At 62.6% G+C, this 14,340-nt stretch carries 14 protein-coding genes; 6 read left to right on the top strand and 8 right to left on the bottom strand.

The features are described 5' to 3' along the window. Window positions 1–745: 745 nt before the first annotated feature. Window positions 746–1,660: a helix-turn-helix domain-containing protein gene (locus AB3K78_RS01350; RefSeq protein ID WP_416445495.1), complete on the bottom strand. Its 915-nt coding sequence runs from the start codon at window positions 1,658–1,660 to the stop codon at window positions 746–748. A gap of 1,495 nt (window positions 1,661–3,155) precedes the next feature. On the opposite strand from AB3K78_RS01350, the gene AB3K78_RS01345 reads away from it, so the two are divergent. Then, on the top strand, window positions 3,156–3,584 hold the full coding sequence (locus AB3K78_RS01345) for a glycoside hydrolase family 3 N-terminal domain-containing protein (protein ID WP_416447278.1): 429 nt from the start codon (window positions 3,156–3,158) through the stop codon (window positions 3,582–3,584). A gap of 287 nt (window positions 3,585–3,871) precedes the next feature. Here AB3K78_RS01345 and AB3K78_RS01340 read toward each other — a convergent pair whose 3' ends face one another. The 3 genes from AB3K78_RS01340 to AB3K78_RS01330 form a co-directional block, all read right to left on the bottom strand. Continuing rightward, window positions 3,872–5,920, bottom strand: coding sequence for an LPXTG cell wall anchor domain-containing protein (locus AB3K78_RS01340; protein ID WP_416445493.1), 2,049 nt, complete (start codon window positions 5,918–5,920; stop codon window positions 3,872–3,874). A gap of 268 nt (window positions 5,921–6,188) precedes the next feature. After that, window positions 6,189–7,319: an HTTM domain-containing protein gene (locus AB3K78_RS01335; RefSeq protein ID WP_416445491.1), complete on the bottom strand. Its 1,131-nt coding sequence runs from the start codon at window positions 7,317–7,319 to the stop codon at window positions 6,189–6,191. Window positions 7,320–7,333: 14 nt separating this feature from the next. Further along, window positions 7,334–8,122 (bottom strand): DUF5819 family protein, encoded by a 789-nt coding sequence (locus tag AB3K78_RS01330; RefSeq protein ID WP_416445489.1) that lies wholly within the window; start codon window positions 8,120–8,122, stop codon window positions 7,334–7,336. A gap of 1,267 nt (window positions 8,123–9,389) precedes the next feature. Between AB3K78_RS01330 and AB3K78_RS01325 the strand changes: the two genes are divergently transcribed. Then, entirely contained in the window at window positions 9,390–9,737 is a 348-nt protein-coding gene (locus tag AB3K78_RS01325; RefSeq protein WP_416445487.1) for a hypothetical protein, read from the top strand. A 28-nt stretch (window positions 9,738–9,765) separates the two neighbouring features. Further along, entirely contained in the window at window positions 9,766–10,221 is a 456-nt protein-coding gene (locus AB3K78_RS01320; RefSeq protein ID WP_416445485.1) for a hypothetical protein, read from the top strand. Between the two features lie 73 nt (window positions 10,222–10,294). Here AB3K78_RS01320 and AB3K78_RS01315 read toward each other — a convergent pair whose 3' ends face one another. From AB3K78_RS01315 to AB3K78_RS01305, 3 genes are all read right to left on the bottom strand, one after another. Beyond that, window positions 10,295–10,945, bottom strand: a complete 651-nt coding sequence (locus tag AB3K78_RS01315) for a hypothetical protein (protein WP_416445483.1) — start codon at window positions 10,943–10,945, stop codon at window positions 10,295–10,297. A 26-nt stretch (window positions 10,946–10,971) separates the two neighbouring features. Beyond that, window positions 10,972–11,775, bottom strand: a complete 804-nt coding sequence (locus AB3K78_RS01310; RefSeq protein WP_416445481.1) for a M23 family metallopeptidase — start codon at window positions 11,773–11,775, stop codon at window positions 10,972–10,974. Between the two features lie 211 nt (window positions 11,776–11,986). After that, entirely contained in the window at window positions 11,987–12,493 is a 507-nt protein-coding gene (locus tag AB3K78_RS01305; RefSeq protein WP_416445479.1) for a hypothetical protein, read from the bottom strand. Between the two features lie 318 nt (window positions 12,494–12,811). Between AB3K78_RS01305 and AB3K78_RS01300 the strand changes: the two genes are divergently transcribed. Together AB3K78_RS01300 and AB3K78_RS01295 are read left to right on the top strand one after the other, a co-directional pair. Further along, window positions 12,812–13,231 (top strand): DUF6668 family protein, encoded by a 420-nt coding sequence (locus tag AB3K78_RS01300; RefSeq protein WP_416445477.1) that lies wholly within the window; start codon window positions 12,812–12,814, stop codon window positions 13,229–13,231. Continuing rightward, a complete protein-coding gene (locus AB3K78_RS01295; protein ID WP_416445475.1) occupies window positions 13,228–13,608 on the top strand; it encodes a hypothetical protein in 381 nt (126 codons plus the stop codon). Before AB3K78_RS01300 ends, AB3K78_RS01295 begins: the two co-directional genes overlap by 4 nt. On the opposite strand, the gene AB3K78_RS01290 is transcribed toward AB3K78_RS01295, so the two are convergent. Then, window positions 13,586–13,747, bottom strand: coding sequence for a hypothetical protein (locus AB3K78_RS01290; RefSeq protein WP_416445473.1), 162 nt, complete (start codon window positions 13,745–13,747; stop codon window positions 13,586–13,588). The two genes, AB3K78_RS01295 and AB3K78_RS01290, sit on opposite strands and share 23 nt — an antisense overlap. Window positions 13,748–13,868: 121 nt before the next feature. Here AB3K78_RS01290 and AB3K78_RS01285 point away from each other — a divergent pair, with 121 nt between their 5' ends. Next, window positions 13,869–14,339, top strand: coding sequence for a hypothetical protein (locus AB3K78_RS01285; RefSeq protein ID WP_416445471.1), 471 nt, complete (start codon window positions 13,869–13,871; stop codon window positions 14,337–14,339). Window position 14,340 lies beyond the last annotated feature (1 nt).

Here is a 14,340-nt window from a genome sequence, read left to right as displayed (position 1 = left end):
TCGTCACGGTGCGCATCGATGAGCTCGACACGCATGCTCACCGGAATGGGCAAGTCGAGCTCCGCCGCGCAGAAGGCCGACACCGCTTTCAGGATCTGGTTCGCGCGACGCAGCGGCCGGTCCCGCGTTCGAGCTCTGCGATCCGGGCCGCGTCCGCGGTCGTGACTCCGCGGCGCAGGACTTCACCGGTCTCGGCTTGCTTCGCACAGGCCCGCAGCGCCGCTGGGTGGACCCAGGGCTGATCGCTGGTGCGCTGGTGCGCTGGTGCGCTGGTGCGCTGGTGCGCGCCAGTCTACGTCGCAGGGTCTTTCCGCGCCAGGATCGTCAGGCGTGTCACGCGCTCACGACGCTCAGTAGGGTCCTTACGGGACTCAAACATGATGGTCATATCCATTCAGGGTGTCGCTCTCCTTCAGCAAACAGCTCGGGCTTCAGCCGCCTACAAACTAGAGCCATCAAGACCCCCAAAGCCTAGTTGGGTACCACGCTTAGGCCTACAAGCGCCGACCTGTGTCAGGCGGAGTCGAACACCCTTTGGTGGCTGAGGTGCTGGCCCGCGCAGCGGTCCAGAGTTCTGCCCCGTGACAGCGGTCCGCCGGGCCAGACCACAAAGACCGGCACACGATCATGATTTGCCCCAAAGCCAGCATGCCCACATCACGTATGCGAAATGGATAGACACCCCGCACGAACCGCCTCTATCAGCGAAGGTCATCCGCCTCATATCAAAGCCCGGTTCCACACATCATAGTAGCTCTCTAGGCTCGTCGCTAATACGCGATGATTTCAGGGCGCGTCTAAGGGAATCGACTGATCCGAATCCAGAAGCTACCGCTACAGATTCAAATCGCGCTGTCGGATTACTGGCGATCATCGTTCTCGCAATCTTAAGGCGTGCCGCTCGTATGGCAAACCCTGGAGTTTCATGAACTTCTGCGTAAACGCGCTCCAACGTACGTCGACTTACCCCTAAGATTGATGCGAGGCTTGGCACGCCGAACGATGGTGATGTCGCCCAGTTGTTTATCGTCGCAGTCGCGCGCTCAAGGAGATGCTCTTTCGACCCGCTAACGGGTGCCGTATCCGCGACCAGAGCCCGAGCAAGGTGTTGCGTCATTTCACGCAAAGGCTTATCACTTCCACCCTGAATTTCCTTCGACGTCTTGAGCAGGCTTGAAAGATAGGCATAGGCGACCCTCGCGGTGGGCGAGTTCGCCCTTAACTGTCCAGATCTCGTCGTTTCGGACACAAGAATGCCAAGCTTGCGGCCATCAAACGAGAATGTCAGAACTTCCGTGGGCGTCTTACTTTCAAAGGTAAAGTCTTCAGCGCCAGGGTAGATGAGACAAATACCGCCGTCTGGGCTCGTCGAGTAGCCGCCGGTGGATGAAAACACCATCGTTCCGTGCGTAACAAAAATGAAAAGGATATGCTCATAGGTGGCCGGATCACGTTCCCACACGATCACATGAGGGTTTGCTCGAATGCGCGCGACGAACGTCGTGCCGAAGTGCGCGGCTTCCACAATGTTCGAGACAGAGAAATCACCACGAAGAACCGTGATTCCGGGATCGACTAGCGGGGTCGAGCTGAATGAAGAATCCGAAAGATCTCGGACACGACTAGTTGCCAAAGAACTTGCGTCTGAGGGTTTTTTCATAACGTGATCACGATCCCCAGAAACTTGGCCTTGCGGCTATTCAAGTTACCGGCCTTGCGTGGGCCAAACATTGGAACCACCTTGATAGAACTCTCGGGTCTTTTCGCGCAGCACGTATTCGCGGAAGAAGAGATTAGTCCGCGCCTGTGCAACAAAGTCAGGCTCACCAGAGACACCGCGGCAGCTGAAGGAGTTGCGAGAGACTCCCGCTGTGGGGATATCAGGAGCGCAGCTGCGGTGATGTTGGCGAGGAACACAAAGGCGGCAAAGTTTCGCGCGTTGTCAGTACCGCTGAAGATCCCAATGCTAACGAGGATGTCGACGACTCCAACTAGGACTAGAAAGGTGCAGCCTGCAACGCCCGCAATTCTTCTGCGTCCTCCAACTGCGGCACTCGCCCTAGCGTCCGTCATCGGAACTTCACTCCAAAGATATCCCCAGGGCAGCCCACAACCTGGCATCGCCGGACTCGGCGATGCCAGGGGCACTGCGTGGCACAAGAGTTTGCCGCAACTCCCCCTGCTCGACTCTGAAGTTCGAAGACAAAGTCAATACTCCTGCCGTATTTGCAAGAAGCGTCACGCGCAGCAACCACGAGATCCCCCCAGGAATTGCTTGCACCAGGGGCATTAGATAGCGAGTTCAGCCCGAGCATTGCAATATCAACCGAGCCCTGCCCCGCGATAGAGGCCAGACTGACTGAAACCAACGCCGAAGCAGTAAGGGCGATGGTTTTTCCGACGGAGATCACCCCCCCTGCGATGACGGTGAACCCAGGGTCGACAACTCCAAACACTCTATGGGCTCCATCAACACGGAACCCGTAAACCATCGGTGCCGATGAGCCCACAGCGTGTGGTGCAGCGTCAACCGCGAGGATCCCTGGGATAGACCACGCGACGCTCTTCACGATCGTGCGACGTTGCACAGTGTGATGCATTTCTGTTCTCACAACTCCAAGTGACACCATCCTTCGAGTCAAGTTTGACTGCAGCATACGCCACGAGCGTCTCCACAGACCACAGTGACGCATAGTGCGCATGGGTGTCGCAAACTACCGCTGCCGAGTTTCAGGACTCTTGTCCGGCAACTGAGTTCAGCGGACTCGCCCACGGCTTCCCCGACCACGGAATGTTGATGATGGAGCGGGACGCGGCATCCACAATCAGAATCGGAACCGTGAACGATTCCCCTACAAATTCACCAGAGCATCACCATACTCCAGTCCGGGATAGTGAAGCACGCCCTTCTCGACTTCAGTCTGTCGATCCGCGAAGACGGCACGATGTCCAAGATCAGTACGCCGTTCCTCAAAAGGTGCTGCTTATGTCTCGGGCGTTCAAGAGAATGGAGTCGCGGCGACACCAAAGCACTATTCGGCGAAAGACTGTGAGACTGAGCGCATGACCATAAATGTCATCGTGGACGAGCGCGTGCGCCGGGAAGTGTATTTGGATCCTTCGAGCGCATCGTGAACGAGCGTCCGTGGTTGCTAATGTCCGCCTACAACAAGGTGAACGGAGTGATCATGTCAGCCAATACCCTGCTTCAGGCTCCGCTCAAGTTGGAGTGGGGTTTCGATGGAGTGGTGGTGTCCGACTGGACGGCGGTGCGCGACACCGTAGACTCCGCCAGTTCCGGTCAGGATCTTATGATGCCGGGGCCAGACGGGCCCTGGGGTACTGCTCTGGTAGATGCTGTGCGTAACGGCCGCGTATCCGAGGCGGCTATCGACTCGGCTCTTACTGATGGCGTCACGCGTAGGTGTCCTGGACTCCGTGCCAGGCAGATGCCCGATCAGCGGCCAGCTGATCTCGTTACCAGTGGTCGAAAGGGATCCACCCGTCTTTTCGGTCACGTCCGCGACCTTTCCTACCTGATCTTCGCTCTCCGTCGCCTTCGCCGAAACCGGCGCCGACGCTGACATCGATACGGACGCGCTCGCCTTCGCGTTCGCAGATAATTCGACCGACGCGTTCGTCGCGGAGTTCGACTCTGCCGCGGGCCCTCTTCATTGGGTCGGAATCGCCACGGCGGCCAACAATTGGAAAGGTCCTGGATGGAGCGCCGCACAGAAACGGCTCTCCACCCAGGACCGCCTTTCGAAGGGGACTAGTCCGAAAGGTTGGGGCGGAGGACGAAGCTCCGAGCCCCGGGGATCCGCGTCAGCTTTGGGGTGGGGAGTAGCCGACACGGATGTTCATTGTGCGGCTACAGTTCCTGCCCCCGCTTCCGTCGAACCAAGAGAAGGGCGCCCCCGCCAAGAAGCGCGAGCACTGCCACTCCTCCGATCAGAGGCCAGCTGATCTCGCTACCAGTGGTCGCAAGGGAGCCACCCGCCTTTTCAGTCGCATCCACGGCAGCCTTCGCTGCCGGATCACCCTTCGCCGTTGCCTTCGCAGAGGCCGACGCCGACGCCGACGCGTTCGCGTTCGCAGCGAAATCGACCGACGCGTTCGTCGAGGAGTCCGACTCCGCCGCGGCCTTCGCCGCCGACGACGCATCCGCGTTCGCGGCCGACAAGGCCTTCGCGTTCGCTGCCGACGAAGCCTTCGAGTTCGCCGACGGAGACGCAGCCGCCTGTGCCGCTGCCGACGGATCCGACGACACATCAGCCGCCGTGTTCGTCGTCGCGTCCGGGTCCGCCGCGGACTGCGCCGCCGACGACGCGGACACATCCGCCGCCGCCTTCGCCGCGGTCTGCGCATCCGGACGAGCAGCCGACTGAGCCGCAGCCTTCGCTGCCGGATCACCCTTCGCAGTTGCCTTCGCAGAGGCCGACGCCGACGCCGACGCGTTCGCGTTCGCAGCGAAATCGACCGACGCGTTCGTCGAGGAGTCCGACTCCGCCGCGGCCTTCGCCGCCGACGACGCATCCGCGTTCGCGGCCGACAAGGCCTTCGCGTTCGCTGCCGACGAAGCCTTCGAGTTCGCCGACGGAGACGCAGCCGCCTGTGCCGCTGCCGACGGATCCGACGACACATCAGCCGCCGTGTTCGTCGTCGCGTCCGGGTCCGCCGCGGACTGCGCCGCCGACGACGCGGACACATCCGCCGCCGCCTTCGCCGCGGTCTGCGCATCCGGACGAGCAGCCGACTGAGCCGCAGCCTTCGCTGCCGGATCACCCTTCGCCGTTGCCTTCGCAGAGGCCGACGCCGACGCCGACGCGTTCGCGTTCGCAGCGAAATCGACCGACGCGTTCGTCGAGGAGTCCGACTCCGCCGCGGCCTTCGCCGCCGACGACGCATCCGCGTTCGCGGCCGACAAGGCCTTCGCGTTCGCTGCCGACGAAGCCTTCGAGTTCGCCGACGGAGACGCAGCCGCCTGTGCCGCTGCCGACGGATCCGACGACACATCAGCCGCCGTGTTCGTCGTCGCGTCCGGGTCCGCCGCGGACTGCGCCGCCGACGACGCGGACACATCCGCCGCCGCCTTCGCCGCGGTCTGCGCATCCGGACGAGCAGCCGACTGAGCCGCAGCCTTCGCTGCCGGATCACCCTTCGCCGTTGCCTTCGCAGAGGCCGACGCCGACGCCGACGCGTTCGCGCCGTGAACCGGAGGCACGCACGGAACCGAATCACCCTGCGACGACGCCCCGTAGGCGTCCAGTGTGACGCCTTCCGCCTTTGTAACGAAAACGTCCTGTTCCGACGGGATCGTCGGAACGCCATTCATGTAATAGGCCCCGGACGGACCGAAAATGTAGATCCGACCATCTACCTGAGCCGCACCATAAGTCACCGGGATCTTGCCCACTACCTCGGACTTGAGAGTCACAGGATCGAAGCTAACCAAAAATGAAACAGAAGCGGCCTGATTCGTCGCGAGACCCAAGATTATTCCGGAGTGCAGCTTGAGGAAATCTCCAGCCGAGACAAGCTGCTCTCCATTTGACAGCTTAGGCCACTCGAAAACCGGACTGAAATCCTTCTGCGCAAGATTAAATGAATAGATCGTTGACGTGCCCGAGGAACCAATAAGCAGATTGCCGTCAGAGTAAGCCGAAAGCGCATTTGCCGACCCGATCCCTTCAGCATCGGGCGAATCGGCAGAAAATGTGTCAATCTGGCCACCCGTCGTCGGGTCAATCTTGGCAAACAAATACGGCGGATAAAGCGTGACGCCGTAGAGATCGCCATTTGGAGTCACAGCAATGTCACCATACACGCTCCCCAAGTTCACCGGGTCACCAACAGCCGTAAGTTTGCCCGTGGCGCTGTCAACAGCGTATTTGAGAAGCTTCGAATCTCCGGTATTCACGTAAATTGGGGGTGCCGTTCCGCAGGCAACGTCCACTGCCGCAAACGGAGTGATGTCAGGACTAGCGAGTGCGGTAGCATTGGAAGGCAGACTGCTCACAAAGACCAGTGCACCTCCCAGAAGGAGGCCCACTCCTGCCTTTGCACTCTTGCCGCCCATTGATCTAAAAGAGGAGGTAGTCATACTGCTTCCTATCTGCTTCTCGTGTGTGGGTTGGTCAGGAAACTGGCTTCGATCTTTCGAAAGATTCATTGATACTCAGCTCACTTCACTCTGAAATGATGACCTGCGGGCCAATATTTTTGGTAGACGAAGGTGGACTTAGCGTCTCGTTCATGGGTCTTTTCTGCGTTCGCTGCCAGGCAATTGAGAGTCGCGTTGTCATGCTTTTCCAGGTGCGATCGCGGATAAAGATGGAGTCGACGGCTACCATGATCATTGAGAACCAGGGCAATCCCATGAGGACCGCGATTCCAAGATGGAACATGAGCATTCCAACGAGGGCGATGATGCGCGTACCTCGGCGAAGGAGCATGAAGGGGAACGCAGCTTGCAGGAAGACCGTGCCGAGGGAAATCACGGCTACCAACGGTCCCCAGGCTGTGATCAGGTCCGATAGGGCCGGCCATGTTCCGAATCTTGCAGTCGACAAGGGATCGTATATACCCCTGCCTTCCTGCCAGGGGGCGCCTCCCGCTTTGAATAATGCACCTGAGGTATAGACGAGGATCACCTGAGCCGCGAGAGCCACAATGGCAAGGTTGTGCGCGAGGGTTCCAAGTCGGTTGGCTACTCCACCGGCACGGAAGGTCTCTCCTCGATTGACTCGTCGGCGTGCATCGAGGGACCACCTTCCTGCTGCGTCTGTGAACAGCATCAAGATGAGGACAATTCGGTACATGTTGTCGCCCTGGTCTCCGAGCATGTCATTAGACTCGATAAAACCAACCCAGAGCACAAAGTACACAGGCAGAACCAGCCTAAACCGCCAGCCCAAAACAACAAGAATTGCGAGGACAAAGAGTACGAGATAGTAGGTCGTCAGAAGCCCATCATTCATCATCACCTGATGAAACAGGCTGAAAATGAAAATGTGAGGGAAGTCGCTAACTGCGTTCGCGGCTTCACCATTCCATGCCGCCCCTGATCCGAACGAGTAGTACCTGGTGCTGAAGTTCGTTAGCAACATCCCGATGGCGGCGAGGCCGACAAAAACTCTGGTCACGGCAATGCCATATCTGGCTCGCTTTGCCGTGAAGAGCCAGTCATTCAGAAAATCGATACCCCGCATGGTTGCGCGCACAATGCTTCGTGACGCCTCTCCGATGAGCGAACCAATCACCACCAAAACACGCGGAATGGGACGATCATCGGCGTTGGCAGCAGGTCCCGAATCCATCCTATTGGTTGTAATCAATTCGAGCTCACCATCCGCTCATACTGCGATCTGAACACTTCCATGAACCGCTCAGTGTTCTGGCCTTTCTCGACGAGAAGTCCTCTCCAGCCTGTCTCCACAACTTGAGGAGCGGGCCGCTCGGCGTTAGGCGAGTTGCGATCAATGAATGGCACAACGTTCTGACGACTCACGCGATACTGGACTCGAAGGACGTCATCTCCCCAGATAGCCTTTGCAACTTGGGTGGCGTATGCGGTCGCCTGACGCTCGCGAGCCATATATTCATCGACTAGATAGACCTTGTCGCTCTCCACATTGAGGGCACTCTTCATGCGAGCTTGCCAGTTGCCCTTGTAATAGTTCGAAGCGGCAATGCTTTGCTGGCTCTCGTCAAGTTGGTCCCAGGCCGACTTCTGCATGCTCGCGAGCTCCTCAGCTTGAATGCCGGCCCGCGGGGGGAACGGGTGATTGATGACCATGCTCAGCTCTACCTCGGTTGCACTGACCCACCCGGTCTCCTTTTCGCCGTCCTTCGCCTTCACTACGGCCCGGACATTGAAGTGGTAGTCACCATTGATCGGCTCCGGAGCAAAGACGCTCCAAGACTGCCCGAAGAACGGAAGCATGTATCCGCTCAGCGCACCGTCAGGAACCAGTTGCCTCAACGGCGAAGGCGGATAAATCCAAAGGAAAGATGCAAAAATATGCCATGCAGTCAGGAGGATGAGTAGTCCAGATCCAATACGCACGAAGAATCGACTCCTCCACACGCTCTTGACCGGCGACGTTGCTTCCAGACTCATAACTCCTCTTGTTCAAATATGAGCACCCCGAATGAACTCACAAGCCGCGACCCCGACGTGGTGTCCGCAGCTAGTTCGCAGGATCACACGGGGCTTCTGGGGCCACGGGCGCCCCAATTGCGATGATCACTAGACCACGCACGGTGGAACCGCGACTCTCTCAAGACCGCCATTGGCGCGAAGTGCGTCTTCGGCGACGCACTTCGCTGCTCCTTCTCGGCGTCGTCGGTGCCAACCGTCGCGGATCAAGTACTCATGCGTGCTTGTTCAGCTTGCGGACTTCGGTGCGCACGGCCGGGACGCTAGCGGCGGCCGAGCCGATCACGGCCTCCAACTTCTGCCTTCCCTTCTTCCTCACTAGGCCCTGACCAAGTGCTCTGGTAGATGCCCTAGGTTGCGTGGACGGGCGCGTGCGTTCTCGTGGCGCGAATAGGCCAAAACCCGCTCGGGCTGCGTTGCGGTGAGCAGCGCTTCTTCGGTATGAGGTGTCTAGCGGGATACTTCCGTGCGGGCAGGCGGGCAGGCACGCTGCTGCTTGAATACGGCCTTTACGCACCCTTCGACCGAGTCCACCAGCCGACAAGCCACTCGTCGATGGAATGTGCCGTACTGACTTGGGTCCGTTGGTGATTTCCTCGCTGAGTTCTGGGTGTGGGTGGTCAGAGTGGTGATCGTCTGCATCATGATTTGCGTCTACATCTTCGGGGTCCCCCCCCCAGCCGTACAGGCGCGGGCGGATTTCGCACGGGTGAGCGCAACTGCGCACGAGATGTGGAAGACCGAATCCACAGTGCAGCTCGCGGCGATGGCGAACATGATCAAGGCCACGGGGTCCGGAGGTGGTGCGTTCGGGGTTTTTGTGCTCCGCATCTGGGCAGGAGGACATCATCAGGTACACCGAGCGCACCTCGGAGGGCGGCTTCCAACTGAAACAGGTTCCGGCTGACGGCATCACGGTGTTCGAGATCGACCCTGAGAGCGTCGACCCTAGACGTCGTGACGGGTCCCCGCGGATTGAGGAGCAGCGTTGCGAGCTGCATGCAGCGTACCCGTGGGATCAGCACGTTCTCACCGATTTGAGGGGGCAGCTGCGGTGAGCGCACCGCGATCTACGTCCCCAAGGGGAGCGTCCAACGGGCTTCACGCTCGATCCCGCTCGAGGGTGATCGTCCGATCAAGCCCCCGGGGCTTCGGTGCCGGGGGCTTTGTCGTTGCTGGTGCGCGGCCGCGACGTTCTGTGCAGCAGACCAGATTTGAAGGGGGAACCATGCCGATCACCCATGAGGACGCGAGGGTCGCGTCCGGGCCGAATCCGAGCCCGTGCCAGATGAGCGCCGGAGAGCGGGACCTGGTGTATCTGCAGGAGCAGCTCGCTCGCGTGCCGCGGGTCTCGACGCGGCGCGACGGCACGCAGCTCGACGTCGTGCTGATGCGGTTGTTCGGGCCGTGCGTGCTCCGCCTCACCGCAGAGGATCCCAACGTGGCGCATCTCCTCGAGCTTGTCGAGCGGGTGCCCGCCGGCCGGTCTCAGCGTCGCGTGCTCCACTATGCGATTCGCCGCCTCGCCGAGACTGGTTCGGTGGTGCAGGGTCGGGGTGACCGTGTTGACGGTTGATTCGCCGGCTGTCCTCACGAGCCTCGTGATGACGCAGCTCTCCGTGCGGCCGACGTCCGGCGGGGTGCCGATTCGGAGCGCCTGGGATGCGGTCGCGTCCGTGCTGCAGGAGGCAGGGATGCAGCTGCTGCGTGCGGGCGGCCCCGGGGCTGTGGACGCGGCGGAGGAAGTGCGGGTGCATGTCGAGCGCTGGTATCGGCTCGAGGGCGAGTTCGACAGCCTGCCGCTCGTCGTGCCGGATTCCGTGATTTCCGGCCTTCGCGAGCTCGAGGAGCAGATGAGCCATGCGAGGGTGCCCGAGGTGGTCTCTTTCCTGGGTCTCCTCGCCTCGCTCACGGCAGCGTTCTCGCGCGTCGTGGGCGACCGTCCGGGGTTCGCTGGTTCGTCGTTCGAGCGGCAGCTCCGGATGCTGGTGCGGTCTGCGGATCTGGTGCATGAGTCCGTCGTGGCCTACCTGCCGGCGGATGGTCCCGGCAGGCTGTAGCTGGAGACGAAGAAGGGCCGAGCACCAGGTGGTGCTCGGCCCTTTGTGCGTCCTGCAGGCGCTGTGTGGGGGCTCAGGCCAGCAGGAAGTAGATCCCGACGCCGGCGGCCTCGAGGGGAAGGACGATCGCCGTGGTGACGATCCATGGCAGGTGGCGTCGACGGAATCGGCTCGTCACGGGAGAGTTCGTGGCGCCGGGTGCGGGGTGGAGCTCAACTCCGGGGAAGTGCCGCTCGAGCGATTCATCATTCGGGGTCAGGGATTCGGCGTCGCCGTCGACGTCTTCTCGTGCGAACGGGTGCGGCTCGGCGCATTTGAGGCAGGGGCCGACGAGCGGGGTCGGGGTGAAGCAGGAGAAGCAGGGGAACTCGGCAGGCACCAGGGCGCTCGCGTCGCTGATGCGGTTTTCATCGTCGAGCTCTTGCACGATTCCGGACGGTCGGACGGCGAGGCGGAGCGGTTCGTCGCCGTCGGGGTTGACCCAGACCGCGATCGGCTTGCTGATGGTTCGCGCTCGCTGGACTGCCTCGTTGAGGATCACGGCTCGTGCGAGGTACTCGGTTGGTGCGGTCCGGTGGATGGGCTTCCCGACGAACGTGAGCTCGACCTCGAGCAGGAGTCCCGTCTCGGACGCCTGTCGGGTCACCGCGGTGAGCCGGGGCCAGGTTTGTACGGTGACGGCATCCGTGTTCTCGGCGGCCGTCTTGATGCTGGTGTTGGTCATGGTGCTCTCCTCTGGAGTGTCCGTGCTTAGAAGGTGATACCGCGTTCGCGGAGGAATGGGATGGGGTCGTGGAAGCCGGACCAGTCGGTGATGCCGCGGACCTCTTTGACCTCGAAGTGGAGGTGGCAGCCGAAGGCCTGCCCGGAGGCTCCGACGGCGGCGATCTGCTGTCCGGCCTTCACCTTCTGGCCGGCGCGCACGTAGATCTGGCTCGGGAACATGTGCACGTAGCGGGTCTCGAGCTTGCCCTCGTGGATGATGTAGATCACGCCGTTGTTGAGGTCGTCGAGCCCGACGTAGGAGACCGCGCCGGGGTACGCGGCCCAGATGGGACCTCCGCACCCGCCGCCGCTGAGGTCGACGCCGGAGTGGAACTTGCCATCGCGGCCGCCGTAGGCGCTGGTGATCGGCCCGCGGCTCGGGGCAGCCCAGCCCTTCTTGCTGATGGAGGTGCTGCCGCCGGGGTTCGGGCCTGCGCTGCAGCTCGAGCCGCCGGACTTGCCGTCGGTGAGGGCCTTGACGATCTCCTGCGCGGGCTTCCAGAACGGCTCGTAGTGGTACGGGTTGGCGTTGATCTGGACTCGGTGCGCGACGATCGAGGGCGGGAGGGTCTTACGGTCGTTCTCGTCAATCTTGATGAGCGCGTTGTAGAACAGGGTGGCCGACTTCTTCGCGTCCATCCGGTCCGCGAGCGGTCCCCAGTTGTCGCGCTGCTGGAAGAGGCCGCGGCTGTCCGGGCCGGCCTCGTCGCCGTAGTTCAGGATCCGCAGCGTCGATTCGCCGATCGCCGTCATCACCGCGATGGTCTGGTCGTTCACGGAGAGGCCCATGTCGGCTCCGGCCTCGATGATGAGCGCGGCGTTCTTCAGCTGCTCACCCTCGAATCCGGCGACCTTCTTTCCGGATGCCCCGTCGACGTCGACCAGCGCGGAGGGGTACAGTCCTCGCCCGCTGCGAGCACGATGATTCCGAGCCCGATCAGCCCGAGTGGCGACAGGAGCAGGAGCGCCGCGAGCAGGAATGCTCCGCCCTTGCCCTTCATCAGCGCGACCCGTTCGCCGGCTCGATCCGTCCGGCTTCCCAAGGCGAGGAGCCGTCCTTGCGGGAGAGGGTGAGGGTGTACTCCCCGGCGTTCGTGGGAACGGTCGCGTACGCGAGCGTGGGCGCTTCGCCGGCGGTGACGACGACGGTTCCGGTGAGGGCGGTCGCGGGAATCGCAGACGGTTCGACCCACGCGTAGTCGCGGGTTGCGATCGCATCGAGGTGCGGGGACAGCGCCGCCCACCAGGCGTCCCGGGTCTTGCCGCGGTTCGAGACGTAGGCGTTCATCGTCGCGGTTGCCGCGTCGACCGCTGCACGCTTGGCCGCGTCGTCCCAGATGGCTTCAGTTTCGGGGGTGCGGGGCTTGCCTCCATGGAAGTCCGGGGCGGATTCGAGGTCCGTCTCGTGCGGCGGGTGCGCGGGCTCAGATTCGCTCGCGCAGGCCGTGAGGGTCATGGCCAGGATGCCTGCGAGGAGTGCCGTTCGAAGCCTGGGCTGGGGGCGCATCGGGGTCCTTCCGTCGATCCGTAGCGATCAGAAGGTGCACGACTTTCGTGCACCTTCTCCCCGCGCGCTCCTGGTGCGCGCGGGGGTGCTTCTGACAGATGACCGGGCGCGCGAAGTGCGCGTCCGGCGTCCGAAGAAGAAGAGGAACGAAGCGTCGTGAGTGTCGATGGTTGGGTGTCGCGAACTGCGGTCACTGGTCCCGCCGAGTCGGAGCTGCAGCCAGAGGTTGCCGAGCCGCTCGGGGCGACTGCGCCGCAGGCCGGGGTCCCCCAGCCTGGGCGACTGCTCCCGCTCCGCGAGGGCGCACCAGGTTGGTGGGTGCTCGGAGCGCATGGCGGCGCCGGCGAATCGACGGTTGCCGAGCATCTGGGGTTCTGGGAGGCCGGGCACGCGTGGCCGGTCTCCCCGACCGCCCCGTCTCGGGTGGTGCTGGTGGCTCGTCTCGATGGGCGGGGCGTCTACGCCGCTCAGCAGGCGATCCAGCAGTGGGCCTCGGGAGTCGTCCCGCGCGTGGAGGTGGCCGGGATCCTCTGGTCAGCCGATGCCCCGGGCAGGACTCTCAAGCCGATCCGCGATGAGGCCCAGGTGGTCTCCGGAGGAGTGCCGCTGTCGTGGTCACTTCCCTGGGTCGAGCTGTGGCGCCCGGGGTCGGTCATCCCTGATGAGCGGCTGCCTGCGGCCGCTCGGAAAACACTCCAGACGCTGCGTTCCCTGAGCCAGGAAGTAGAGAAGAAATGACCCTGCTTGAAATCGTGCAGCCGGTCGCGGAGGCTGCGACGACATTGCACACCCATGCGGCCGTGGTCGCCCAGCTGGTCGAGGCCCCGGTCGCCCAGGCTGCCGAGATTCTGAGGGCCTGGGATGCCCCCAATCCCGCTCCGAAGGCGCCCCCGGGCTCGGGCGGGCTGGTCGCATTCCTCGGCGGACTGAAGTACGTCGCGCTCGTCGTGGGCGTCATCGGGCTGGTCGTGGTCGGCCTGACGTTCGCGATCAGTAAGGGTCGCGGCGAGGGCCACGAGATCAGTCCGACGCTCATGAAGTGGCTCCTCGGGATCTCGATCGCGGGATCCGCGAGCTTGATCGTGAGCTGGATCACCGCGGCGGCTGGCTTCTGATGTTGGGGCGGGAGTCGAAGGTGAAGAAGTGGACCTTCTGGCCGTCTGTGGCCGTCGTCGTGCTGGCGGTCGGCTGTGCGGCGGCCGTCATCATCACGAAGTCGATACCGGCGGACAGCGACACGTCGACGCCCGCCACCAAGCAGCCTCAGCCAACCGCTGAGGCTTCTGGCTGTCCGGCGGGCCCGGTCGAGCTACAGGGTCGGCTGGACCTCGCTCCCCGGGCCTCGTGGGAGGTCTCGGGGCAGACGACGTTCCCGGTGCCGGTGAAGAGCAAGCCGAGCGACGTTGGGGTGTGGGAGTGCTTCTCCCGCACCCCAACGGGCGCGGTACTCGCGGCATCGGCGGGCGTCTCGCAGCTGTCGGCGCCCAACCCCGAACTGCGTCGCGAAGTGATCCAGTCACGCGTCGCACCGGGCCCGGTTCAAGACCAGATGCTCGCGAGCGCTGCGGGATCCACGAGCTCGAGCTCGCCCTCAATGCGTCTGCAGGTTGCCGGCTTCCGACTCGCTGAATACTCGGGCGACAAGGCACTGGTGGACGTCGCCTTCACGGCGGACGGCAAGGGCAAGACGGCATACCTCTCGATGCTCGTCCCGTTGAAGTGGGACGACAAGCGGGGTGACTGGTTGTTCGACTACGGCCAGTACGACCAGCTCCCTCCGGCGCAGCTGCCCAACCTCGCCGGCTACGTGCAGTGGCCCGTGAACGCTGGAGTGTCCGGTGGCTGAG

Origin of the sequence: Leucobacter sp. HNU (assembly GCF_047946755.1) — a bacterium.
Classification (GTDB): Bacteria; Actinomycetota; Actinomycetes; order Actinomycetales; family Microbacteriaceae; genus Leucobacter.
The sequence above is the reverse complement of the archived record's forward strand: the minus strand, read 5'-3'. Positions and strand labels throughout refer to the sequence as shown.